Origin of the sequence: Kordiimonas gwangyangensis DSM 19435 = JCM 12864, from assembly GCF_000375545.1 — a bacterium.
Taxonomy (GTDB): Bacteria; Pseudomonadota; Alphaproteobacteria; order Sphingomonadales; family Kordiimonadaceae; genus Kordiimonas; species Kordiimonas gwangyangensis.
Genome location: NZ_AQXF01000007.1, coordinates 1 through 23,125, shown reverse-complemented (window position 1 = coordinate 23,125; position 23,125 = coordinate 1). Strand labels below are relative to the sequence as shown.

Annotated in this window: 22 protein-coding genes and 1 pseudogene; 19 read left to right on the top strand and 4 right to left on the bottom strand. The window is 57.7% G+C overall.

The window, feature by feature from the left end; genetic code table 11:
* Positions 1-2 precede the first annotated feature (2 nt).
* Positions 3-599, bottom strand: coding sequence for a DedA family protein (locus tag B150_RS0117940; protein WP_020401334.1), 597 nt, complete (start codon positions 597-599; stop codon positions 3-5).
* A gap of 105 nt (positions 600-704) precedes the next feature.
* Here B150_RS0117940 and B150_RS0117935 point away from each other — a divergent pair, with 105 nt between their 5' ends.
* The 3 genes from B150_RS0117935 to B150_RS0117925 all read left to right on the top strand — a co-directional run bounded on the left by B150_RS0117935 (position 705) and on the right by B150_RS0117925 (position 2,841).
* Positions 705-1,130, top strand: a complete 426-nt coding sequence (locus B150_RS0117935; protein WP_020401333.1) for an arsenate reductase ArsC — start codon at positions 705-707, stop codon at positions 1,128-1,130.
* Complete coding sequence (arsB, locus tag B150_RS0117930; RefSeq protein ID WP_020401332.1) at positions 1,127-2,173, top strand: ACR3 family arsenite efflux transporter; 1,047 nt, start codon at positions 1,127-1,129, stop codon at positions 2,171-2,173. Before B150_RS0117935 ends, arsB begins: the two co-directional genes overlap by 4 nt.
* A 140-nt stretch (positions 2,174-2,313) precedes the next feature.
* Entirely contained in the window at positions 2,314-2,841 is a 528-nt protein-coding gene (locus tag B150_RS0117925) for an adenine phosphoribosyltransferase (protein ID WP_020401331.1), read from the top strand.
* A gap of 30 nt (positions 2,842-2,871) precedes the next feature.
* Here B150_RS0117925 and B150_RS0117920 read toward each other — a convergent pair whose 3' ends face one another.
* A complete protein-coding gene (locus B150_RS0117920) occupies positions 2,872-3,246 on the bottom strand; it encodes a hypothetical protein (RefSeq protein WP_020401330.1) in 375 nt (124 codons plus the stop codon).
* Positions 3,247-3,592: 346 nt separating this feature from the next.
* Here B150_RS0117920 and B150_RS0117915 point away from each other — a divergent pair, with 346 nt between their 5' ends.
* Complete coding sequence (locus B150_RS0117915; protein ID WP_020401329.1) at positions 3,593-5,191, top strand: Ig-like domain-containing protein; 1,599 nt, start codon at positions 3,593-3,595, stop codon at positions 5,189-5,191.
* A 74-nt stretch (positions 5,192-5,265) separates the two neighbouring features.
* Here B150_RS0117915 and B150_RS0117910 read toward each other — a convergent pair whose 3' ends face one another.
* Positions 5,266-6,390 (bottom strand): M14 family metallopeptidase, encoded by a 1,125-nt coding sequence (locus tag B150_RS0117910; RefSeq protein WP_020401328.1) that lies wholly within the window; start codon positions 6,388-6,390, stop codon positions 5,266-5,268.
* Between the two features lie 658 nt (positions 6,391-7,048).
* Between B150_RS0117910 and ykgO the strand changes: the two genes are divergently transcribed.
* From ykgO to B150_RS0117890, 3 genes are all read left to right on the top strand, one after another.
* Positions 7,049-7,174 (top strand): type B 50S ribosomal protein L36, encoded by a 126-nt coding sequence (gene ykgO, locus B150_RS0117900; protein WP_020401326.1) that lies wholly within the window; start codon positions 7,049-7,051, stop codon positions 7,172-7,174.
* A gap of 84 nt (positions 7,175-7,258) precedes the next feature.
* Positions 7,259-7,873 carry an HAD family hydrolase gene (locus B150_RS0117895; RefSeq protein WP_020401325.1) on the top strand — a complete coding sequence of 205 codons (615 nt, stop codon included), beginning with the start codon at positions 7,259-7,261 and terminating at the stop codon, positions 7,871-7,873.
* Positions 7,874-7,973: 100 nt separating this feature from the next.
* A complete protein-coding gene (locus B150_RS0117890) occupies positions 7,974-8,672 on the top strand; it encodes a class I SAM-dependent methyltransferase (RefSeq protein WP_020401324.1) in 699 nt (232 codons plus the stop codon).
* Positions 8,673-8,721: 49 nt separating this feature from the next.
* On the opposite strand, the gene pyk is transcribed toward B150_RS0117890, so the two are convergent.
* Positions 8,722-10,173: a pyruvate kinase gene (gene pyk / locus B150_RS0117885; RefSeq protein WP_020401323.1), complete on the bottom strand. Its 1,452-nt coding sequence runs from the start codon at positions 10,171-10,173 to the stop codon at positions 8,722-8,724.
* Positions 10,174-10,346: 173 nt separating this feature from the next.
* On the opposite strand from pyk, the gene B150_RS21815 reads away from it, so the two are divergent.
* The 12 genes and pseudogenes from B150_RS21815 to B150_RS23650 form a co-directional block, all read left to right on the top strand.
* Positions 10,347-11,129, top strand: coding sequence for an N-formylglutamate amidohydrolase (locus B150_RS21815; protein ID WP_020401322.1), 783 nt, complete (start codon positions 10,347-10,349; stop codon positions 11,127-11,129).
* Positions 11,130-11,146: 17 nt separating this feature from the next.
* The gene (locus B150_RS0117875; protein ID WP_020401321.1) at positions 11,147-11,458 is read left to right on the top strand and encodes a DUF1244 domain-containing protein; all 312 of its coding nucleotides are present in this window, start codon (positions 11,147-11,149) and stop codon (positions 11,456-11,458) included.
* Positions 11,459-11,554: 96 nt separating this feature from the next.
* Positions 11,555-12,505, top strand: a complete 951-nt coding sequence (locus tag B150_RS0117870) for a UDP-glucuronic acid decarboxylase family protein (RefSeq protein WP_020401320.1) — start codon at positions 11,555-11,557, stop codon at positions 12,503-12,505.
* 149 nt (positions 12,506-12,654) lie between these two features.
* The gene (locus B150_RS0117865; protein WP_020401319.1) at positions 12,655-12,930 is read left to right on the top strand and encodes a DUF2312 domain-containing protein; all 276 of its coding nucleotides are present in this window, start codon (positions 12,655-12,657) and stop codon (positions 12,928-12,930) included.
* Positions 12,931-13,170: 240 nt separating this feature from the next.
* A complete protein-coding gene (locus tag B150_RS22745) occupies positions 13,171-13,797 on the top strand; it encodes a TetR/AcrR family transcriptional regulator (protein WP_020401318.1) in 627 nt (208 codons plus the stop codon).
* A 117-nt stretch (positions 13,798-13,914) separates the two neighbouring features.
* A complete protein-coding gene (locus tag B150_RS0117855) occupies positions 13,915-16,278 on the top strand; it encodes a TonB-dependent receptor (RefSeq protein WP_020401317.1) in 2,364 nt (787 codons plus the stop codon).
* Positions 16,279-16,337: 59 nt separating this feature from the next.
* Entirely contained in the window at positions 16,338-17,756 is a 1,419-nt protein-coding gene (locus B150_RS21805; RefSeq protein ID WP_020401316.1) for a tetratricopeptide repeat-containing sulfotransferase family protein, read from the top strand.
* The gene (locus B150_RS0117845; RefSeq protein ID WP_155860132.1) at positions 17,753-19,399 is read left to right on the top strand and encodes a serine hydrolase; all 1,647 of its coding nucleotides are present in this window, start codon (positions 17,753-17,755) and stop codon (positions 19,397-19,399) included. The genes B150_RS21805 and B150_RS0117845 overlap by 4 nt, the downstream gene beginning before the upstream one ends.
* Positions 19,396-20,619: an MFS transporter gene (locus B150_RS0117840; protein WP_020401314.1), complete on the top strand. Its 1,224-nt coding sequence runs from the start codon at positions 19,396-19,398 to the stop codon at positions 20,617-20,619. The genes B150_RS0117845 and B150_RS0117840 overlap by 4 nt, the downstream gene beginning before the upstream one ends.
* Before the next feature lie 14 nt (positions 20,620-20,633).
* Entirely contained in the window at positions 20,634-21,485 is an 852-nt protein-coding gene (locus B150_RS0117835) for a carbon-nitrogen hydrolase family protein (protein WP_020401313.1), read from the top strand.
* 34 nt (positions 21,486-21,519) lie between these two features.
* Positions 21,520-22,947 carry an NAD-dependent succinate-semialdehyde dehydrogenase gene (locus B150_RS0117830; protein WP_020401312.1) on the top strand — a complete coding sequence of 476 codons (1,428 nt, stop codon included), beginning with the start codon at positions 21,520-21,522 and terminating at the stop codon, positions 22,945-22,947.
* A pseudogene (locus B150_RS23650) lies at positions 22,947-23,125 on the top strand (4-aminobutyrate--2-oxoglutarate transaminase); the annotation flags it as partial. The gene B150_RS0117830 and the pseudogene B150_RS23650, both read left to right, overlap by 1 nt.

Here is a 23,125-nt window from a genome sequence, read left to right as displayed (position 1 = left end):
GTTCATGGCTTTCGCGGCGGGTAGTATTTACTGCGCATGGCCAAAAAATAGGCGGGGACAAGAAGAACCGCGGCGGCGCCGATTCCGGCAATAAAGCTCGCCCCTGCGCCCTCAGTGGCGAAATATTCCGCCGAGGCAACGACCATGCCCATCAGTATCCACGACCATACGGTCCCCGATATTGCGTTTGCGACCGCAAATTTTGCGGGGGGCAGGCGGAAATAGCCGAATCCGAGGAATATAACGCTACGACTTCCGGGCAGCAGCCGTGCAACGGCAAGCACTGGTAGCTGCCGCGGCTCCAGCCAGCCATGCAAGGCCTTCACCTTGGTTTGTGGGATGTGGCGTTCAAGCCATTCGTTCTCTCGTGCAAGATACCCAACTATATAAATCGCGCAGTCGCCCGCCAACAGTGCCAGGGGCAGAACAGCCGCCGTAATGGCAAGGGGAATAACTCCCTGTGCCACCAGTAGTCCCGCGACGATAACCGCAGCACTGTCCGCCACAAGCGAGAGGAGCGCAATGGCAGCAAGAATAGCGACTGGATCGTTCGCGAGCCCTTGCACAATGTCCAGCCATTCCTGCGGCGAATTTCCCATACTGTCCCCAAATGCGAACTGACCGTCCGTGTAACAGACTTGTCATCTGTTCATGAAAATGCTTTAGCCAAGCTATAGGTTTAAACCTGAAATGGGAATATGCGCATGGGTGCAAAATCGCCGTCAAATGTTCTGATCCTGTGTACCGGCAACTCATGCCGGTCCATCATGGGGGAGGCGCTGGTCAATCACCTTGGGGGCGGACGCTATCATGCGGTTAGTGCGGGTAGCGATCCTGCGGGCTATGTGCACCCTAAATCGCTTGAGACGCTTAGGCGTCACGGCGTTCCTACGCCTGAGGCACGCAGCAAATCATGGGATGAGTTTGCACATAAGCAGTTTGATTATGTTATTACCGTCTGCGATCAGGCTGCCGGTGAGACATGCCCGATTTTCAAAGGGGCGCCGAAGAAGCTGCACTGGAGTACGCCGGATCCGGCCAAGGCAACCGGCAGCGACGAAGAGATCGCCGCCGCGTTTGACGAGGCCTTTGCCATGCTGAAGAAACGGATAGAGGATGAGCTTTTATGAGTGAGGCGGAATCGGGGGGCATGGGCCTTTTTGACCGATACCTGTCGGTTTGGGTTGGGCTTTGTATCGTGGCCGGTGTTGGGCTTGGTGCGGTTTTTCCCGCCGTGTTTCAGGCGATAGCGGCGCTTGAATACGCGAGCGTCAACCTTGTGGTGGCCGTCTTTATCTGGGTCATGATCTATCCGATGATGGTCAATGTGGACTTTGCCTCGCTCCGCGATGTGGGCAAGAAGCCCAAGGGGCTTTGCATCACGCTTGTGGTCAATTGGCTTGTGAAGCCTTTCTCGATGGCGGCGCTTGGCGTGCTGTTCTTCGAGCATGTGTTTGCTGGCCTTGTCGCGCCCGAGACCGCGAAGGAATATATCGCAGGCATGATCCTTCTCGGTGTCGCGCCCTGCACCGCGATGGTGTTTGTCTGGAGCCAGTTGGTCAAGGGCGACGCGAACTACACGCTGGTGCAGGTGTCGATCAACGACCTCATCATGGTGGTGGCGTTTGCGCCGCTGGCCGCACTGTTGCTGGGTGTAACGGACATTGTGGTGCCCTGGCAGACATTGCTGCTTTCTGTGCTTCTCTATGTGGTTATCCCGCTTGGGGCCGGCTACCTGACCCGGAGGCGCCTTGACGACCATGGCGACCACGCTCGTATCGCTGATTTTACGGCTGCGGTGAAACCATATTCTGTGATGGGGCTCCTCGCGACTGTCGTGCTGCTCTTTGGGTTTCAGGCGACGGTCATTCTGGACAAACCGCTTGTTATTGCGCTTATTGCCGTGCCGCTTCTTATCCAAAGCTATGGCATTTTTGTCGTCGCCTACGGCTGGGCATATCTGTGGCGGGTCCCGTTCTCAACGGCGGCGCCAGCGGCGCTTATCGGCACGTCGAACTTTTTTGAACTTGCAGTTGCCGTGGCAATCAGCCTGTTTGGTCTGCATTCCGGCGCGGCGCTTGCCACGGTGGTGGGGGTCCTTGTCGAGGTGCCGGTCATGCTGTCGCTGGTGGCATTTTCCAATCGTACGCGGCGGTATTTCGACGTCCGCTGACCGCAACAGAGACGCTGGTTTCAAGTCATTTCAAGGTGCCCGACCCTCTGTGGTCGGGGCCTTTTGTGACATCTTGTTCAAAAGCCTTTACCGTCATAAAATGGACACCTGAACCAACCTTTGGGGAGAGGGTTTTCCATATGAAGGACTTGAAGTCCTATATTCGAACGGTCCCGGATTTTCCGAAAGACGGGATCGCCTTTCGTGACGTCACCACTCTGTTTGGCAATCCCGCCGCATTCAAGCATACCGTTGATGCCCTTGTGGCCGCGTTCAAGAACGACCGCGTGCAGAAGGTTGCGGGTATTGAGGCGCGGGGCTTTATCCTTGGTGGTGCGGTTGCGCACCGGCTGGGTGCGGGCTTTGTGCCCATCAGGAAAGAAGGCAAGCTGCCGCACCAGACCGTCAGCGAAACCTATACGCTGGAATATGGTGATGCGACGTTGGAGATGCATCTGGATGCGTTTGGCGCGGGCGACCGCATCCTGCTGATTGATGACCTGATCGCGACAGGCGGCACCGCCGAGGCGGCGCTGTCGCTGATTGAACGACAGGGCGGCGACGTGGTTGGGTGCGGCTTTATTGTCGACCTGCCAGGCCTTGGCGGCAGTGCGCGGGTGAAAGCACACTGCGACCATGTGGTCAGCCTGATCAGCTTTGACGATTGAACGGATGGGGCGCCTTTGGCGCCCCTCACTTTATGCCTTGGTCGCCTTGAAGACGATGACCGAGAAAATCGCCATATTGATTAAGGCAATGATCGACGCGAGGCCCACAACAGGCTCAACCGCATAGTGACCTGCAAACATGGCTGCCAACCCACATGTCAGCGCGATGAGCGAAATATGCGCGAGCCATTTGTGCGCCACCATCAGCTTGCTCGCCGGCTCCGACGGCAGGCCGCGATAGAACAGCCCGTAAATCGCCATGGATACCCAGCCAAGCAGCAAGAGGTGTGCGTGTGTTGGCATTTGGCTATGGTCGCCCGAGGCGCCCATGTAGTTGCCAAGCGCCATACCAATGACAGCATAGATGGTCGCTGCCCGCAGGAAATGCGTGGACAGTGCGTTCATGTTGGAAATCCCCTTCCCAGTGTGTTGGTTCGAAAATCGTATCCTGCTTTTCGATGGGAAGGTCAATCAGAATTAAAGTTATAGCCTGCGCTGATGGCAAGGATGTCGCAAAATACATCAAATTTTATCTAAATTTGCGACAATGCAACATCGCAATTTGCGATAATCTAATTGAACAGGAGCATAAATATTTGAAAATAAACAGTTTTTACTTTGTGTAAAACTGGCACATAGGCTGCAATCTCTGTTGCAAGCTTACAGAGCGTAAGAGCTTCGTGCCGCCAACCATGGCCATCACGACCCGACTACCTCCCTGAAGCACCATATCCCCTAATGGAGGTTCAAAATGCGTACAGTTACTTTTGTTCTTGATACCCAGACCGGCAACGACGGCAAAGCTCCTGTCACGGTGACGATTGTTGAGCAGGCCGACGGTAGCCTCAAGTTCACCCTCTCGAACGACGCTGACGCGGATGGTCTCATCGGTGACCTGCGCGGCCTGTTCCTGGATGTGGCAGACAACAGCCTCCTTGGTTCATTCTCCTTTGAGGGCGCGGACATCACGCAAGTGGTGCAGTCCGGCAGCGTGAGCAACCTTGGTGGCGGTGTCACTACAGCCGGTATCCCGGATGCAGCCTCTGAAATCGGTATCGAGTTTGGCACATCTGGTATGAGCACAGACGATATTCAGTCGACCACCTTTGTGATGTCCTCTTCCCTGCGTGCGCTGACGATTGACGATATTGCGCTTGAGCATATCGCTGTGCGCCAGACCTCGGTCTCGTCCGCTGATGGCGGCCGTGAAGACTCGGACAAACTGTATGGCGACACGCCCTATCCGGTTGATGCTCAAGATGATGCCATCGTGGCGTCCGAAGACAGCATCAGCACCGGCAATCTGTTCACAAACGACATCGACCTTGATGCGGGTGACACTGACGGCAACGGTGTGGCTGACGGCCTTACGGTGATTGCGGTAGACGGCGACGCGCAGAATGTGGGTGCGTCCATGGAATTGGCACCGGGTATTATCATCGAGGTTGCTGCAGACGGCACCTACACGCTCGACAGTGAAGGGGCAGACTGGCTTGCAGAAGGCGAAACCTTTGAGGGTTCCATCACCTATACCGTGAGTGACGGCAATGGTGGCTCGGACACCGCAACTCTGTCCTTCACGGTTGAAGGTGTGAACGACACGCCTGACGCGGCTGATGATGCAGCTAACACGACCGAAGAGAGTGTGGTGTCTGGTTCAGTGCTCGCGAACGACACAGACCCGGACCTCTCGGACACTCTGTCAGTATACAGTGTGAACGGGGATACCTTTGCGGTTGGCCAAACCATTGTGTTGCCGTCGGGCGCGCTCCTCACACTCGCAGCTGACGGTAGCTATTCCTATGACCCGAACGGCGCCTTCGATAGCCTGAATACGGGCGAGTTTGCGACCGACGGCTTCAGCTATCAGGTGTCGGACGGCCATGGCGGTTTCGCTGATGCTTATGTTGAAATCACCATTGAAGGCATGGGTGGCGATGTGACGCGCGATGTGGACGCTGGTGAGCACTTCGGTACGTTTGCCAACAAGAAGGGCCTTGCTGACCATGATATCTCCAACGTCGTGCTCTATCTGCAGGATGACGAGGGTGGCATCCTTAAGGTGAAAATCGACGGCTGGTCAGGCGTGACGGACCTTGATGATGTGGACCTTGATGTGTTCCTGAATGACAACGACCTGGCGGACTATGACCTGCTCGCGGTCTCAATCAAAGCCGGCAATAACCACAACCGCGACCTCGGCCCCGGTGAAGGTCAGCTGTTCCTGCTCGATGGCGATGACGACATTGACTATCTCGCGGGCGGCACGGCACCTGAAGGCCTCTCGCTCGGCATTCTCGGCGCCAAAGCTGACATGACCTTCGCTTACAGCGCGGACATGTTCATCTAAGCACCCGAGCATTTGAGACCAAAAAAAAGGGCGCGGCCATCATGGCTGCGCCCTTTCTGTTTGAAGGCTGGACCTTATAGTTCGTCGATCATCTGCGCGAGCGTATCGATGCAGGCGCGGCCAAGGTGGCGGCAGCGTTCCGGTGACCAGCCATATTCAAGGTCCGGCAGGTCATCGTTGTCCTTGAACGGCATCTCAAGCGTCATGGCTACACAGCCGAATGTCTCGGCCATATAATTGGTGCACATGGCGAGGTTGGCAGTGCCGGGCTCGTCCGTGTCATAGCCGTGTTCTTTCTGGAAGTCCGGGCTGACAACACAGAGGAGGTCCTGGAACATGGTGTAAAGTTCGGTCTGACGCTCAGTCAGCGACTTGATGCCTTCAAAGCCCGCGATGAAGTTGTAGGGCAGTGCCTCGTCACCGTGTACGTCCAGGTGGAAGTCCACACCGGTCTCGTGCATCTTTTCGCGCACGAGGTAAACCTCGGGGCTCCGGTCCATCGTCGCGCAGTTCCATTCCCGGTTCAGGTTGGCGCCAGCTGCGTTTGTGCGCAGGTTGCCGCGGCGTGACCCATCCGGGTTCATGTTTGGCACGATGTAGAAGTGTGCTTTGTCGAGCAGGGCGCGGGCAACGGGGTTGTCTTCGTCCAGCAGGTAATCGAGCGCGCCTTCCATCCACCATTCTGCCATGGTCTCGCCGGGGTGCTGGCGTGCACACATCCAGATTTTCTTGCGGCCTTCGGGGCCAAAGCCGATTTCCACGAGGTCCATGTCCTGCCCGTCAAGGGTGTGGCCAAGCACGCTGGTGCGCACGAGCGGCGAGCCCGAAATTTCGGCGATGAGGTCGGCGTGACGCTCCATGGAGTAGGGGGTGAAATAGGCGAAATACAGGCTGTCCTGCTCCGGGGTGATTTCCCAGCTCACGGTCTGGCCGTCAAAGCTTGTGTCCACACGGAACCATGTTTCGCGGTCATAGGACACACAAACACGGTAGTTTTCCCAGCCCTTCACATAGGCGGCGCCGCCTGCGTTCTCGATCGTCAGCTTGCAGGGCACATCCTCAACGCCAGAGAGGCGGAAATGGAACCACTGGTAAAAATCGGAATTGCTGTCCTTGCGGATATTGAGGCGGATATCGGCAGGATCGTCCGCCTTGATGACCTCGATATTGCCGCTGTCGAACTGGCTTGAAATAAGCATGCTTGCAGGCTCCCTTTTCGCTGACGTGACCTTGCTAGTCTTGCTACAGGCTAGGCCCCCGCCGGTCAATGGCGAAGCGGGACAAGACGCAGGGCGATTCTCGCTTTTTGAACATTCCGGCGCCCCGCCCCGATGACGGTATGGATGCGCAGGCATTCCCGATGAGGGACAGGATGACCTAATGAAGCAGGTGTCTGCGGCGTGTGCAGCAGAAAAGCGCCGGGACTCAAGCATTTTAGTTCAAAGTACTGACCTAGAATGGCGAAAATCTGCGCCGGACGACTTTACCTTGTCACATGTCGTCCCTCACTAGGTCAGGACTTTTGACGTTTTATTCCCATGACAAGACTGTCCCGTTTTGGTAGTATATAAACACTGACGCGCAGGCGTGAGCGGACTACCCCTGCTATCCAACAGGGGCAATTAGGGGCGTCCCACCGGGCATGGGGGGCGCCCCCATTTTTAGGGCTAACCATTTATCGTCACGAAAAGGCTTTAAAGTTGGCCTCTTGCTATTGACACATACCCCCCTCGTCAGTATGTTCCGCCGCCAATGGATTCGAGGAATGACGGATTCGTCGTTCCCACCCTGTGTGCCAAGGCGCCGGCTGGCGTGGCAGGGGAAAAGTTTTTAAGCCGGTTTGTAGTGAGACGAGCCATGAAAATTCGTAACAGCTTGAAGTCGTTGAAAAGCCGTCACCGTGATTGCCGTGTGATTCGCCGCAAAGGCCGCATCTACGTCATCAACAAGACGCAACGTCGCTTCAAAGCACGTCAAGGCTAAGCCACCCGGCTTATAGCCTAATCGTTGTTGATTTAGCCGCGCACTCTTCTGTAGAGTTGCGCGGCTAAATCGTATGGGGGAAGTATGACCGAGCGCTCGAAAGCGGTTCTTTTTGATATCGGCAATGTGTTTGTCGAGTGGGACCCGCGCAATCTCTATAGCAAGCTGATTAGTGATTCTCGTGAGCTGGAAACCTTCCTGCGTGATGTGGTGACGCTTGAATGGCACACAGAGCATGACCGCGGCCGCCCGTTTGCAGAAGGTGTGGCACTCCTCGCTGCCCGCTACCCCGAATACGAAGACCTCATCCGCGCATTTGATGAGCGCTGGGACGAGACCATTGGCATTACCTATACCGGTACAGTAGAGGTGCTGGAGCAGCTCGCAGAGCAGGGGGTGTCCACCTATGGCCTTACCAATTTTTCAGCGGAGAAATGGCCCTCCTTTTGCCGGGGCTATGCCTTCACGGACCTTTTCGGTGGTGTGGTGGTTTCGGGTGAAGAGAAGCTTGTGAAACCCGACCCGCGAATCTATCAGATCGCGATTGACCGTTTTGCGCTCGACCCGGAGCGCACGGTTTATATCGATGACCGCATTGATAACGTACGCGCGGCAGAGCAGCTTGGCATGATCGGCCATCATTTTACAGAGCCCGCAAAACTGGCCGCAGACTTGCGCGCGAGAGGGTATCTGTACTAGGTGCCTGCGGGCAGGGCATTCTTGTTTTTAGGTATATGAGGTAGTGGCGTTGTTACAGAAACTTGGTGCCGCAGCGAAAGGTCGCCGGGCAGGGAAATCCATGAAGAACTTGGGGGACAGCGGTACTGTCCGTCGGCTGAACTGGCTCGCAAAGACCATGGGCGCCAAAACCTACCTTGAGATCGGTGTATTAGCGGGCAAGACTTTTCGTAATGTCAGGGTGAAAACCAAACACGCGGTTGATCCCAACTTCCTGTTTGACCCAAGCGAGTTTGAAGATCGAAATACATGCTATTACCAGATGCCGTCTGATGAGTATTTCGCCCATCACATCGGCGAGCGGCAATATGACCTGGTGTTCCTTGATGGCCTCCATACTTACGAGCAGACCTTCAGGGACTTCTGCGCGGTTCTGCCGCACACACATGCACGGTCAGTGATCCTGATTGATGATACCGTGCCGAAGGACCCATACTCTGCCCTGCCAGATGGACGTGAGGCGGAGCGGCAAAAAGAAGCTGCAGGCCACGTTGGCGGCGGCTGGAACGGCGATATCTATAAGCTGATATTCGCGATCCATGACTTTTTCCCCACGCTCTCCTATGTCACGATTAATCAGGGCAAGGGCCAGACCGCCGTATGGCGCCAACCGCGCCCGGATTTTGCGCCGCTGATGAATTCACACGAGAGCATCAGTCGCATGACATGGCATGACATGCAGGAAAATCTGGCCATCATGAAGCTTGAGGATCGGGATGCAGCGCTCGAACGCGTTGCATCGGGCATTTTCAGGAAATAGGAAAGGCCGGCAGTTGAAGCTGCCAGCCATCCTCAATCTATTTTCAAGCTCAAGCGAGTTCGCTACCGCTGATCCAAGCAATATGGAGCACGTTGGTGGCGCCCGGTGTGCCGAACGGCACGCCAGCCGTAACCACGATGCGGTCACCGGCTTTCACCACACCCGCGCGCAGCGCCATGCGCTTGGATTTGCCCACCATCTCTTCAAAGCTGGTGACGTCCTTGGTCTTGACCGTGCGCATGCCCCACACGATGGCAAGGCGGCGGGCGACGGCAAGGCGGGGCGTGAGGGTCAAGATTTCCGCCTCAGGGCGCTCCCGCGCTGCGCGCAGAGCGGTCGCGCCAGAGGTGGTGAAGGTCACGATGGCCTTCGCGCCCACAGTGCGTGCAACCTGACGGGCCGCAGCCGTGATCGCGTCCTCGGTCGTGGCGCCGGATGCCCCGTGTTCAGCGCCTGACTGCATGTGATAGCCAGGCTCGTGCTCTACCCGGTTGGCCACGCGGTCCATCACCTGAACGGCTTCCACCGGATAGTCGCCGACGGCCGATTCCGCGGAAAGCATCACCGCGTCCGCCCCGTCCATCACGGCGGTTGCAACGTCAGATACTTCGGCGCGGGTTGGCACCGGGGATTTGATCATCGATTCGAGCATCTGGGTCGCGACGACCACTGGCTTGCCGGCCTGGCGTGCGGCGCGTACGATCTGCTTCTGAATACCCGGTACATTCTCGACCGGCTCTTCAACGCCGAGGTCACCACGGGCCACCATCACACCGTCAGCAAGCTCGATAATTTCATCAAGCGCGACAACAGCGGCAGGCTTCTCGATCTTTGCCATCACGGCAGCTTTTTTGCCGACGAGCTTTTTGGCCTCGGCCACGTCTGCGGCGCGCTGCACGAAGGAAAGCGCGATCCAGTCCACACCGCACTGCAGTGCGAAGGTGAGGTCGCGGCGGTCCTTGTCGGTGAGGGCTGCGAGCGGCAGCACAGCGTTTGGTACGTTCACGCCCTTGCGGTCTGAAAGCACACCACCCACGATCACGCGGCAGCGCGCTTTGGAAGCCTCAACGGTTTCCACTTCAAGGCGGATCTTGCCGTCATCCAGAAGAATGTGGGTGCCAACTTCAAGTGCGTCGAAAATTTCTTTGTGCGGCAGGTGTACACGCTCATTGTTTCCCGCCTCGTTCACCAGATCGAGCTGGAACAGCTGGCCTTCGGTCAGCGTTACCTTGCCGTTTTCAAACAGGCCGATGCGCAGCTTGGGTCCCTGAAGGTCAGCCAGAATGGCGATCGGACGGCCGCACTCGCGCTCCACAGCGCGGATGGTGTGTACCAGTGCTTCCTTGTCCTTGTGTTCGCCGTGGCTCATGTTCAGGCGGAATACGTCAACGCCTGCGATGAAAAGTTCCTTGATGCGTTCATAGCTCGAGCTTGCCGGACCGAGGGTCGCGACAATGCGGGTTTTGCGGCGCCGTCCAGTGGAAACGATATCGGACGTCATAACAGGTGCCTCCTGAAGAATATGGAGCGAATAGGATGAATTGTTGACTTGACGGGCGCTTGCATTAGGGTCAGGCCGTTCGTTTTCACGGCACATGCTGCTAGATCGGTTCGCCGAGGTCCAGCATTTTTCGCTTTGAAACCAAAGCTTCACGTGCGTGTCCGGTGTAGCCCATGATTGATTCAACTGTCCAGAGCCAAATCCTGAAACCCGAAATTCTGAATGGCGACAAACTTGGCGGCGTGATTGTGCTTTGCGATCATGCGAGCAATTTTGTGCCGCCGGAATATGAAAACCTTGGCCTCGCGCCTGGGCATTTCAATGAGCATATCGCCTGGGACATTGGCGCGGCCGATGTGACCCGCAAGATTTGTGAGATGATGGGGGTTGCCGGTGTGCTTGCGCCCGTGTCGCGCCTGCTGCTTGACTGCAACCGCGAGCCTGACCACAAAACCTTGATCCCGCCTTTGAGCGACGGTGTGCAAATCCCCGCGAACCGCGATCTTGGCCCAGCGGCGATAAAGGCGCGCAAGGATGCTTATTACACCCCGTTCCATGATGCCTGCGCAGGCCTTGTGGAGGCACACCTCAAGGCAGGCAAGGTGCCGCTTGTTGTGGGCATGCACAGCTTCACGCCTGAGATGGGCGGCGAGAAGCGGCCATGGCATGCTGGTTTCTTGTGGAACAGGGACCCGCGCCTCGCGCAGGCGATGATCGGCATGCTGGAGCGTGAGACCGATCTCGTGGTGGGCGACAATCTGCCTTATTCGGGACGCGATCTTTATTATACTATGCAGCGCCACGGCGCCGATCATGGCCTGCCGCAAACCACCATCGAGGTGCGACAGGATTTGCTCGCCACCGACGCCATGACAACGGAATGGGCAGCGCTGCTCGCCGATATTCTGGATGAATGCATGAACCGGCCAGATATCGCCGCGATCCGCCATTACTGAGTAGGGAGAATAAAGAGATGTCGACACCTGAGGAAAAAATTGAAGCCGCCGTGTTCCGCCGCCTTGTAGAACACCTTCGCCAGCGCAGTGACGTGCAGAACATCGACTTGATGGGCTATGGTGGCTTTTGTCGGAACTGCCTGTCCGAGTGGTATATGGAAGCTGCGGAAGCGGAGGGGGTAAGTGTCTCCAAATCGCAGGCACGCGAGACCATCTATGGCATGCCTTATGAAGACTATAAGGAACAGCATCAGCTCCCGGCCACTGACGAGCAGATGCGCCGCATGGAAATCAGTGTCGCGAAAAACAAGATCGCGCGCGCTGAGTAAGGTCGCCGCTTTTTGATTGCCGCGCGAGGCAGTTTGTCATAGGCAGGGAACGAAAATACTGCGGGCGACAACAGGTCGCTGATAGGGACTGTGATAATGAAAAAACTGAGGGATCAGGTCGTTGTAACAGGCGGCGCGGGCTTTATCGGCTCGCATCTGTGTCGGAAGCTGTTGGATCAGGGGAAGTCGGTCATCTGTATCGACAATTATTTCACCGGCAGCCGGGAGAATATCCTGCCGCTGCTTGAAAATCCCTTTTTTGAAACGCTGCGCCACGACGTGTGTATGCAGCTCTATGTTGAAGCTGATGCCATCTATAATCTGGCGTGCCCGGCCTCGCCGATCCACTACCAGACAGATCCGGTACAGACGACCAAGACCAGTGTGCACGGCGCCATCAATATGCTGGGGCTTGCCAAGCGCTTGGGGGTGAAGATTTTCCAGGCGTCCACCAGCGAAGTATATGGTGATCCTGAAATTCATCCACAAACGGAAGAATACTGGGGCAACGTAAACCCCATTGGCCCGCGCTCGTGTTATGACGAGGGCAAGCGCTGCGCAGAAACCCTGTTTTTCGACTATCACCGGCAGCATAAGCTGCGCATTAAAGTGGGGCGTATTTTCAACACCTATGGCCCTAACATGCACCCGAATGATGGGCGGGTGGTGTCAAACTTCATCGTGCAGGCGCTTGAAGGGCGGCCGCTGACAATCTATGGCGACGGCACCCAGACCCGCTCCTTCTGTTATGTGGACGACCTCGTGGAGGCGATCACCCGCCTGATGGACACGGATGACAGTGTCACCGGTCCTATCAACCTTGGTAACGATGGCGAGTTCACGATGCTGGAACTGGCGGAAAAAGTGATCGCGCTCTCGGGCAGTAGCTCGAAAATAGAATTCCGTCCGCTACCTCAGGATGACCCGATGCAGCGCCGTCCCGACCTTACGAAGGCGCGTGACACACTCGGCTGGCAGCCAAAAGTGAAATTGGATGATGGGCTGAAGGAAACCATCGCCTATTTCAAAAAGCTGCTCCACAGCTGAGACGCAACGGCAGGAGCAATTTCTCGCCAAAATCATGCGTTGAACGGGAGCGCGCACGCGGCTAAAGTGCGCGCCCGGATATTGGGCCCATGGCGGGCTGTGTAAGAGTGTTGTGGCCCCAAGGGTGCCAGTAAGACAGGGAGTGAATAATGGTACAAGTACAAGCAGGCGGTGTCGCAGGCGAACAGCTGCGCTCCTTCATCGAGCGGATCGAGCGTCTTGAAGAAGAGAAAAAGGGCATCGCAGAAGATATCAAGGAAGTCTACGCGGGTGCCAAGGCGGTAGGGTTCGACACCAAGATCATGCGCAAGGTGATCGCGGTCCGTAAAATGGACCAGGCCGAGCGGCAGGAACAGGAAAGCCTCCTGGATGTCTACCTTCATGCGATTGAGGGTGGCCAGATGCCGGAAGCGGTTGGCGAATAATAGAATACTGATAAAGGCTGGTCTGTTGTAGATCGGATTAACTCATAAGAAGGCGCCAACCGTGGCGCCTTTCGTGTTTTGGGGCTGCTGTTGTTGCTGAGCTGCAAGGCATGAGGTTGGTCAAGTCGGCCGCTTTAATCCCTTGTCACCATTTGATGCCTTCAGGATTGCAAAAATAATTTACATGACTATAAAAATATCTGTGAATTAAAAAATTAAATATCCAGAGAAGGGCCGGACATGGCGGGTTTGCGCGAAAAACAGAAGGCGCAGCGGCGCGCGCTGATTGAAAAAGCGGCGAGCGAACTGTTTGTCGAGAAGGGTTTTGCAGACACCACGATTGAGGAGATTGCCGCCCGGGCCGTTGTCTCCGCCCCCACTGTCTACAACTACTATGGCACCAAGGGTGACCTGTTGCTCGCGCTGGTGGCGCGCGGCGAAGAGGGTATTGAGGAAGCGCTGCCGAACTTCAGCCAGCAGGCAGCAAACCATGCGCCGGTTGACCTGGTTGCCAAGGTGATCCGCTCCAACGTCAACGATACGCTCTCTGCCCTTTCGCGGGAACTGTGGGGCCATGTGGTTGCCTTTGTCGCTACCTCGCCCGACCCTGAGGTGGCACCGCGCTATCTTTCCACCATCGCTGGCGGGCTGGGTGCCGCGATCGAATCTGTGCTCAAGGCCTATCAGGCGCGTGGCCAGATCGACAGTGTGCTCGACACCCATGAACTCGCCTTCCTCCTCACCCGTATGGAGCGCATTCATTTCCTCAACTATGTCTACCTCAAGGCCATGACGGTGGATGAGTTGCACGCTGCCATCGCCCGTGATGTGGCCATTATCGTGGGACCTTACGTGCGCGAAGGCTGAAAATTCCCGCGCCGGATTGTCTGGTGATTACTGTTAGTTGAAGATATTATTTTAGTTGACTATAAAAAAATAGCCTGCCATATTTTTTTTAATCAATTAAATATGGGAGGAGTAGCCATGTCGGCTATCGGGAAACTTTCAACCTTCACTTTGCTGTCGTCCACAGCCCTTTCGGGGCTGATGGCATTGCCTGCGATCGCGCAGGACAGCGAGGCGAGCGATATAGCGCTAGAAGAAATCGTCGTCACCGCCAGCCGCCGTGCCGAGCGTATCCAGGACATCCCCTATAATATCTCCGCCGTGTCCGGCGCGCGGATCGAGGATGCCAAGATGCTTGATTCGGCGGAGCTGCTGCGCTCTGTCTCCGGTGTTGCGATTGTCGACCGCGGGCCACGGAACGCGGGTGCGGTGAATAGCATCCGCATTCGCGGCCTGAATGTGGACGGCTCTGCGCTGGGTGATTATGCCACCAGTGCGGCGGCCACAGTATCCACTTACCTTAATGACACGCCGATGTTCGCCAACCTCCTGATCAAGGATCTTGAGCGGGTTGAGGTGCTGCGCGGCCCGCAGGGTACGCTCTATGGCTCCGGCGCGCTGGGCGGCACGGTGCGCTATATCACCCGCAAGCCGGACTTTGATGGCTTTTCAGGCCATGTGTCTGCGTCCCTCAGCAGCGTGAAGGGGTCCGAGAGCCTCGGTTGGGCGACGGACCTTGTGGCCAACGTGCCGCTTGGCGACACGCTGGCTTTCCGCTTTGCCGGTACACGCATGGATTACCCCGGCCTCACGGATTATGTGAATGTCTATGAGTTGGACGCGAACGGCGTGCCCGTTGCGCCAAACGGCATTCTGGACCCCACGGCGTCCTTTAAGTCTGTTGAAGATGCGGACACCTATGATGTCTGGTTCGGTCGTGCCAGCCTGCGCTGGAAACCAAGCGACAGTTTTGACGTGACCGCCACCTACACCCGCCAGTCGGACGACATGGGCGGCCGGCGTGCGCAAACCGTGGGCCGCGACGGCTTCGGCAATGAATACGGCAAATATGAAGTGGGCTCCGTCCAGCTTGAACCGGCGGATAGCGACGTGGAAATGGGCGCACTTGAGGCGACCATCGACCTCGGTTTCGCCACGCTCACATCCTCCACTTCCTATTATGAGCATGAAGGCTCAAGCATCAGCGAAAACACCGGCTTCTACGCCCAGAACGGCTGGCTGGCGTGGTACTATAACTACCCGCGCCCGATGGCGACAGCGGCCCGCACCTATGAAGACAAAGCCTTTATTGAGGAGCTTCGCCTCGTCTCCAACTCTGACGGTCCGCTCCAATATGTCTTTGGCCTCTACTATCAGGACCAGGACCGCCTCGCGACCCAGGAAAGCTTCCTTGTGGGCGCCAAGGCCTATGTGGATGCGCTCTATGGTTATGACGTGTCGTGGATCACGGGCGATCAGGATTTCCACTATATCCTCGATGAGAATTTCAAACAGAAAGCCGCCTATGGCGAGCTGACCTACGCGTTCAGTGACAAGATCGACGTCACCGTTGGCGCACGCTATTTCAAGAACGAGAGCACATCCGATACCTTCATGGCGCTGCCGTTCTGGACCGGACTGTTCCCAGAGCTTGAATCCACCTTCGAGACCGAAGAGGATAAGATGCTCTTCAAGGCGAACCTGACCTACCATCTGGATGACGACAACCTCGTCTACGGCACATGGTCGCAAGGCTACCGCCGCGGCGGCGCAAACGGTGTACCCACCACCGGCTATTATGCCGAAGATGCGGGCTGGCTGACTTATGATGCCGACACAGTGGATAACTTCGAGCTTGGCATCAAGGGCATGCGCGGCAGCACGCGTTATACGGTCAGCCTCTTCTATGTTGACTGGTCGGACCCGCAGCTCAATACCTCAACCCCCAACTGGGGCTTCTTCGCGGTACAAAACGGCTCGAAGGCGACCACAAAGGGTGTGGAAGTCGAGCTTGACGGTTACCTGAGCGAGACCTTGCACTATACCGTCGGCTATGCCTTTGCCGATGCGGAGTTGAGTGAGGACTTCTTCTCGCCAACCGGTGCGCTCATCGCGGAAGACGGCGCACGGCTGCCCGGTTCGCCGCGGCACATGTTCAACGTGGCGCTCGACCATACCTATGAGATCAGCGATACACTCACGCTCACCTCGCGCCTTGACGGCTATGTGCAGTCGTCGACACGGAACGCCATTGGCACGTCGCCGAAGTTTGATCGCACCTTGCCGGGTTACGGCATCTTCAATGGTTCCATGACGCTCACGCGCGGGAATGTTGACCTCACGCTCTGGGTGAAGAACATCTTCAACGCCGAGGGGGTCAGCGCCGTGTTCAAGAAAGCCTATATGGGCACGCGTCCAAGCGAAGGCTACTATGGCAACGGCTCCAAGGAGCAGATTGCCCTGCCGCGTGCCTTCGGTCTTTCCGCGACCTATCGCTTCTAGACAAGAAACTTGGCAGACTGAGACAACCGCCGGGGTGGTGCCGCCACCCCGGACCGAGAATGATCGCGCCATATAAAGCTGAGCCCATGCCTAACCGCCTTAAAGAAATAGACAGCGCCATCAGCGCCGGGGACATTGTCCGGGCGCGGGCGCTTCTGGGCGCTTTGGATTTGGGGGCGACAGATGCGGTTATCCTGCAGGCATTTGCGGAACGTTATGTACAGCTTGGCCTTTTTGGCGCGGCAGGCAGCCTCTACCAGCGGGCATTGGTGCTGGCGCCAGATGACGCCGGGCTCCTCTATAACGCTGCAACGGCGGCCATTGCGCTTGGCCGTATGCCAGAGGCGCAGGCGATGCTCGACCGGGTGATCGCCCTCAACCCATCCGACTATGACGCTTATTATAACCGCGCGACCGTCAAGCGCTGGACAGAGGCCGATAACCATATCGACGCCATGGAACAGCTCCTCAAGGCTGGTATTCCTGACCACAAGGGTGCGGTGCAGCTTTTCTACGCGCTCGCCAAGGAATATGAGGATATCGGCAAGCCGGAACAGTCTTTCGGCCACCTTGTGCGTGGTGCCAACCTGCGGGCCTCCATGATGCGTTATGACGTGGCCCACGACGTGAAAACCATGGCAAAAATTGCTGAGGTGTTCAGCGCGGATGTCATGCACACCCTCCGTACAAAGTCTGCACAGATCCCGCACAGTGTGCAATCAGGGGAAGGGGCGTGTTTTCCGGTCTTTATCGTCGGCCTGCCGCGCACCGGCACCACGCTTGTGGACCGTATCATCACGTCCCACAGCGAAGGTGAGGGCCTTGGCGAGATTGCCGACCTCGCAAGCGCCATCGTCAGGCTCTCTGGCCCGGTGTCTGACCGCATGGAGCTGATTGAAAAATCAGCGGAAATTGATTTTGTTTCGTTATCGGAACAATATAAGGCAAGTACACGCGGGCGCGGTTTTGAGGCACGGGTTCTGACCGACAAGACACCGGCCAATTTCCTCTATCTCGGCCATATTGCCGCCGCCATGCCGCAGGCGAAGATCATTCATCTGATGCGGCATCCGCTCGATACCTGTTTCGCTATCTATAAAACCCTGTTCCGCATGGGCTATCCCTATAGCTACCGGCTTGATCACCTGGCGGACTATTATATCGCTTACCGGAAGCTGATGGCGCATTGGCATAAGGTCATGCCGGGGCAAATCCTTGATGTATCTTATGAAAACCTGGTGATGGATGTGGCGGGCGAAAGCCGCCGCATCATCGACCATTGCGGCCTTGCGTGGGAAGACAGCGTGCTCGACTTCCATAAAAACACCTCGGCCAGCGCCACAGCCTCCGCCGCGCAGGTGCGCCAGCCTGTCTACACGTCGTCGGTCGGGCGCTGGCGCGAACATGCCGAAGGACTGGCCCCTCTCATTGGCCGCCTGCGCGACGCAGGTGTTGACCTTGGTGAGGTGGTGGCATGAGGAAGCTGTTGATATCGCTTTGCCTGATGCTGGCAAATGCCAGTGCTGCGACTGCGGACGATCGCCGCGATGCGCTCCTTGCGGATGGGGCAGGCTATAGCCTTGCGCTGTCGTTTGATGCCTTCGCCCGGCCTGACGGTGCCGCCGCACCGAACATACCCATCAGCGGCCGCCTCAGCCTTGACATGTCCGCCCTTTCCGGTGGTTTCCAGCTCGTACGGGACGCCTATGGCGCGGCTGAGAACCCTGAATATGCCGTACGCACGCTGCCGGCGATCAGTGTCGGGCTAAAGCAGGACGGCAATGCTATTATCCCATCAGAACAAGGGCTTGTAGAGACGGCGCACCCTTATTTCGACCTCACCTTCACACCCGGCAAGGTCTGGGCGGAAGGTGACCGCCGTTTCATCTCGCTGCCCTTCGCTCTGATGGAGAAAAACGCCAACTGCATTCACAACGGCGTGCTGCTGGTCGCCATCGGCGAGAATGGCGAAGCATCAAACGCGCTCGCGCAGGTTGGCAGTGAAACCTGCGCCTATTTCCAGTTTAACTTCTGGGCAGCCTATAGCGCCGACTGGCAGGCGGGGGATGTTGAAGCAGGGCCGCAGGCACATGGCAAACTGCCTCTGAGGTCGGTAGTGGGCCTTTCGGAAGCAATTGATGCAAAAGCGCTTTCGCAAGAGAGCCTCATTTCACCTGCTGACATGACCACCTACGGTCTTGTGCTTGACGGCGCACATTATAGTGGCGGCTGCATGACCCGGCTGGGTGCTTATCCGCACTGCGACAGTCTGGTGCTGCCGTCCTATTCGCTGGCGAAATCACTGGCCGGTGGCCTTGGCCTGATGGCACTTGAAAACACGCTACCCGGCGTCGTGGACCGCAAGGTGGCGGACCTTGTCCCGGCCTGTGCCGATTGGGGCAATGTCACGCTCGGCCATCTTCTCAACATGACGACGGGCCGGTACAACAGCCGCGTTGCCCATGCCGATGAGGCGTCCGAGGGTTATGTGCCTTTCTTCACGGCTACCACGGGTGCGGAGAAAACGACCTTTTCCTGTGAGTATTTCGTCAGGAAGGCAAAGCCGGGCAAACGCTGGGTTTACCATACGTCCGATACCTATCTGCTCGGTGTCGCCATGAACGCTGTGCTCTCCCGGGACGGGGCAGACTATTACCGTGATCACCTGCTGCCTGTGTGGCAGGAGATGGGACTGAGCCCGCTCCTCACCGTCATGCGCCGCACGAAGGGGCCGGAGGCCGCGCCTTTCACCGGTTACGGCATGGCCTTCACGCCAGATGATATCGCCCGCATAGCCAGCTATCTCACCTCAGGCAGCACAGCCTTTGAAGGCCCGATGCTGGACGCCGCCCTTCAGCGCAACCCCGCTGACCGCGGCCTGGAGGCAGGCGGCAAGACACTGCGCTACAAAAACGGTTTCTGGGCCTGGAACGCGCGGGAAGCCTTGGGCTGCAAAGCGGATACATGGCTGCCCTTCCTCTCAGGCTTTGGGGGCATCACGGTCGTGCTGCTGCCGGGCGGGAATGTTTATTATTACTTCAGCGACGGCGGGGTGCACGCCTTTGCCGACGCCATCAAGGCGATCAGCGCCGTCACCCCGATTTGTGGAGAGATGCCATGACGACCCGTCGCCTGCCCACAGCCGCGCCGGACGGGCATATCGCCCCGGTCCTGCTTGCGTTCCTGACAACGGCTGGGCTTTTCTACGTGAACATCATGCCTGCGCTTGTGAGCGGCCTTGTGGAAGGCCTCGGCTTTGACAAGGCGACAGCAGGCTATGTGGCCTCGGCCAACGTGTATGGCGCATCGCTCGGAGCACTTATCACAGTCTTCGCGGTGAAATACCTGAACTGGAAACGCGCCGCTTTCATCGCCCTCCTCGGCCTCATTGCGGTGGATATGGTCTCCACCTTGCAAAGCGATGGCAATACCTTGATTGTGCTGCGCTTCCTGCACGGCAGCATTGGAGGGTTCCTCGTCGGCATCGGTTTCGCGGTGATCGCGCGCACCCCGGCGCCGGACCGCACGTTTGGCATGCTGCTGGTGGTGCAATACGGCCTTGGCGGTGTGGGGCTGATGACATTGCCCAAGCTGGTGCCGCTCTTTGGCACCGGGGTGCTTTTTATCGCGCTCATCATGTTCAGCGCGGTTACGCTCCTTATGCTGCCGTTCCTCGCGCCATATCCGGTGCGTGGTAAAACCCGGATGGAGGCGGAAAAGGAAGGTGCTGGCCCGTATTTCAAGCCGCTGATCCTCGCGCTTTTTGCGGTGTTTTTCTTTCAGTCCGCCAATATGGGGCTGGCGGCTTATGTTATTGAGCTCGGTAAGAATTTCGACCTGACGACCGACAGCATCAGCACCACGCTCGGCTTCGCGAACTGGATATCGGTGGCTGGGGCGGTGTTTGTTTATGTGATTGGCCTCCGGAACGGGCGCTGGAAGCCGCTCCTGCTGGGGCTGGCTCTGACGGTCATTGGCATGGCCATGTTCCGTTTCTCGGCGAATGCCGCGGTGTTTTTTGCCGCCAATGTCATCACCGGCATCACCTGGGCCTTCCTCATCCCCTATCTCCTCGGCATGTGCGCCGCCTTTGACGGCAAGGGCCAGATGGCCGCACTCTCGGGCTTTTTCTCCAAAATGGGGCTGGCGTCAGGCCCCTTTGTGGCCGCGCTGGTGATCGGGGAAGACAATTACATGCTGCTGATCAATCTGGCGATTGGCGGCATCGTGCTCTGCCTCGCGGTGGCGGCCATGCCCGCGCGCCTGCTTGACCGCAAGGACGGGCAGGCTGGTGAGGCCATACCCCAATCACCCCAAACCGCTGCTGAAGTGACCGAGTAGGGAAGGACAATCATATGAAACCTTTTGCCATTGCAGGACTGCAGCTTGCGCTTCCGCCAAGCGGAAACGAGGCTTTGGTGGTCAAGAAAATCCGCCAGACCATGCTGCGTTACCCCTGGGTACAGATGGTCATGCTGTCCGAGCTTGCCATTTGTGGTGCGGCGACCGGTTCGGCGGAAAGCCTGCCATCCGCCGCTGAAGACCGGCTTGGCGCTCTGGCCGCAGAGCTTGGAATCTGGCTGGTGAACGGCTCGCTCTATGAGAAAGAGGACGGCAAGGTTTATAACACCACCACGGTGCACAGCCCGGACGGCAAGGTAGTCGCGCGCTACCGCAAAATGTATCCCTTCCTGCCTTACGAGAAGGGCGTGGAGTGCGGGACGGAACCTGTGGTGTTTGATGTGCCCGGCGTGGGGCGCTTTGGCATTTCCATCTGCTATGACATGTGGTTCCCGGAGACCAGCCGCGCGCTTGTGAGCCTGGGCGCCGAGGTGATTTTGCACCCCACGCTCACCAACTCGATCGACCGCGATGTGGAGTGCGCCATGGTGCGCGCAACCGCCGCGCAGCAACAGTGTTACGTGATTGATATCAACGGCGCGGGTGATCAGGCCAATGGCCGTTCGGTCATCGCGGGGCCAGAGGGCGAAGTGATCCACCAGGCGGGCGAGGTTGAGGAAATCATCCCGGTAGAGATTGACCTTGAGCGCGTGCGCCGCAGCCGCGAACGCGGGCTGATGGGCCTTGGCCAGCCGCTTAAAAGTTTCCGGGACGCGGGGCATCGGTTCCCGCACGAAGGCCTCGCAAACCGTGCGGAATATTTCGATACCCTGGGTCCGCTCGCCATCCCGAAACGCGGCGAATAACGCTGCTTTCAACAGACAGTAAGGAAGAGTTTCGATGACCCAACATTTCCCGTTGGTACAGCATTTTGCGACTAAAGCAGATGGCCTTGAGGTTTTTGATCCCGCCAGCGGTGCCTCCCTTATGACCGTCGCGGACATGGATGAGGCCGAGGTGGAAAGCCATATTATGGCTGCTGAACGGACGTTCCACGCATGGTCCCGCCGCACGGCGAAGGAACGCGCCGCGTTGATGATGGCATGGCACCGCATGATCATCGCGCATGCGGATGAGCTGGCGGAGATCATCACCGCCGAGTGCGGCAAACCGCTCGCCGAAGCGCGCGGCGAGGTTATCTATGGTGCCAGCTTCATCGAATGGTTCGCCGAAGAGGGCAAGCGCGTTTATGGCGACATGATCCCGAGTTTTGCCCACGGTAAACGCATCATGGTGATGAAGCAGGCTGTGGGTGTTGTGGCCGCGATCACGCCATGGAACTTCCCGCTGGCCATGATCACCCGCAAGGTTGCGCCTGCGCTGGCGGCGGGCTGCAGCGCGGTTATCAAACCGGCTGAAGCCACACCGCTCACCGCGCTCGCGCTTGAGAAGCTGGCGCTTGATGCCGGACTGCCTGAAGGGCTGATCAAGGTGGTCACGACCACGCGCCCCGCTGACATCGGCAAGGTGCTGACAACCCACCCCGTGGTGCGCAAATTCTCCTTCACCGGGTCAACGGCTGTCGGGCGCATTTTGATGGCGCAGTGCGCTTCCACCATCAAGAAGGTGAGCCTTGAGCTGGGCGGTAACGCACCCTTCATCGTGTTCCCGGATGCGGACCTTGATGCAGCGGTTGCGGGCGCCATGGTATCCAAATACCGCAACGCAGGGCAGACATGTGTGTGTGCCAATCGCTTTTTTGTACATGCGGATGTGCATGATGCTTTTGTCGCTAAACTCAAAGCGGCAGTCGCTAGCCTGAAGGTTGGTCATGGGGCGGACGCTGGCGTCACTGTTGGCCCGCTGATCAATGAAGCCGGGTGCGACAAGGTCGCCGATCTTGTGGAAGGCGCGGTCGCCGCCGGGGCAACTGTGGTCTGTGGCGGTGCACGCCACAGCGCAGGCAAAAGCTTTTACCAGCCGACCATCCTGACCGATATCACACCGGAGATGGCCATCGCGCAGGCAGAGATTTTTGGCCCCGTCGCACCGGTGTTCAAATTCACGGATGAGGCGGAAGTTATCCGCCTTGCCAATGACACACCGTATGGCCTTGCCGCCTATTTTTACGCCCGTGACCTTGGTCGTGTGTTTCGCGTGGCGGAGGCACTTGAATACGGCATGGTTGGCATCAATGAGGGCATCATCTCCACCGAAGTTGCGCCCTTTGGCGGTGTGAAACAGTCCGGTCTCGGCCGTGAAGGCTCGAAATACGGTATCGACGATTATCTGGAGACCAAATATTGCCTGATAGGAGGGCTGGAATAATGCTGAAACAAGCTGAAGCAGACACGAACATTACCCCCACGAACGCCGAGCTCTGGGCGCGGCGGGAGCAGGCCGTGCCGCGCGGTGTGGGCAGCATGCACCAGCGCTTCTCCGCGCATGCCGAGAATGCGGAAATCTGGGACGTTGAGGGCAAGCGCTATATCGACTTCGCGACCGG

What these genes read in the sequence shown, in the direction of transcription:
- B150_RS0117835 (WP_020401313.1), top strand. Translation starts at nt 20,634, where the DNA reads ATGAAACCTTTTGCCATTGCAGGACTGCAGCTTGCGCTTCCGCCAAGC.
- B150_RS0117940 (WP_020401334.1), bottom strand. Translation starts at nt 599, where the DNA reads ATGGGAAATTCGCCGCAGGAATGGCTGGACATTGTGCAAGGGCTCGCG.
- B150_RS0117920 (WP_020401330.1), bottom strand. Translation starts at nt 3,246, where the DNA reads ATGAACGCACTGTCCACGCATTTCCTGCGGGCAGCGACCATCTATGCT.
- arsB (WP_020401332.1), top strand. Translation starts at nt 1,127, where the DNA reads ATGAGTGAGGCGGAATCGGGGGGCATGGGCCTTTTTGACCGATACCTG.
- B150_RS0117830 (WP_020401312.1), top strand. Translation starts at nt 21,520, where the DNA reads ATGACCCAACATTTCCCGTTGGTACAGCATTTTGCGACTAAAGCAGAT.
- B150_RS0117845 (WP_155860132.1), top strand. Translation starts at nt 17,753, where the DNA reads ATGAGGAAGCTGTTGATATCGCTTTGCCTGATGCTGGCAAATGCCAGT.
- B150_RS0117875 (WP_020401321.1), top strand. Translation starts at nt 11,147, where the DNA reads ATGTCGACACCTGAGGAAAAAATTGAAGCCGCCGTGTTCCGCCGCCTT.
- B150_RS21815 (WP_020401322.1), top strand. Translation starts at nt 10,347, where the DNA reads ATGATTGATTCAACTGTCCAGAGCCAAATCCTGAAACCCGAAATTCTG.
- B150_RS0117910 (WP_020401328.1), bottom strand. Translation starts at nt 6,390, where the DNA reads ATGCTTATTTCAAGCCAGTTCGACAGCGGCAATATCGAGGTCATCAAG.
- B150_RS22745 (WP_020401318.1), top strand. Translation starts at nt 13,171, where the DNA reads ATGGCGGGTTTGCGCGAAAAACAGAAGGCGCAGCGGCGCGCGCTGATT.
- B150_RS0117865 (WP_020401319.1), top strand. Translation starts at nt 12,655, where the DNA reads ATGGTACAAGTACAAGCAGGCGGTGTCGCAGGCGAACAGCTGCGCTCC.
- B150_RS0117895 (WP_020401325.1), top strand. Translation starts at nt 7,259, where the DNA reads ATGACCGAGCGCTCGAAAGCGGTTCTTTTTGATATCGGCAATGTGTTT.
- B150_RS0117870 (WP_020401320.1), top strand. Translation starts at nt 11,555, where the DNA reads ATGAAAAAACTGAGGGATCAGGTCGTTGTAACAGGCGGCGCGGGCTTT.
- B150_RS21805 (WP_020401316.1), top strand. Translation starts at nt 16,338, where the DNA reads ATGATCGCGCCATATAAAGCTGAGCCCATGCCTAACCGCCTTAAAGAA.
- B150_RS0117855 (WP_020401317.1), top strand. Translation starts at nt 13,915, where the DNA reads ATGTCGGCTATCGGGAAACTTTCAACCTTCACTTTGCTGTCGTCCACA.
- B150_RS0117915 (WP_020401329.1), top strand. Translation starts at nt 3,593, where the DNA reads ATGCGTACAGTTACTTTTGTTCTTGATACCCAGACCGGCAACGACGGC.
- B150_RS0117935 (WP_020401333.1), top strand. Translation starts at nt 705, where the DNA reads ATGGGTGCAAAATCGCCGTCAAATGTTCTGATCCTGTGTACCGGCAAC.
- B150_RS0117840 (WP_020401314.1), top strand. Translation starts at nt 19,396, where the DNA reads ATGACGACCCGTCGCCTGCCCACAGCCGCGCCGGACGGGCATATCGCC.
- ykgO (WP_020401326.1), top strand. Translation starts at nt 7,049, where the DNA reads ATGAAAATTCGTAACAGCTTGAAGTCGTTGAAAAGCCGTCACCGTGAT.
- B150_RS0117925 (WP_020401331.1), top strand. Translation starts at nt 2,314, where the DNA reads ATGAAGGACTTGAAGTCCTATATTCGAACGGTCCCGGATTTTCCGAAA.
- pyk (WP_020401323.1), bottom strand. Translation starts at nt 10,173, where the DNA reads ATGACGTCCGATATCGTTTCCACTGGACGGCGCCGCAAAACCCGCATT.
- B150_RS0117890 (WP_020401324.1), top strand. Translation starts at nt 7,974, where the DNA reads ATGAAGAACTTGGGGGACAGCGGTACTGTCCGTCGGCTGAACTGGCTC.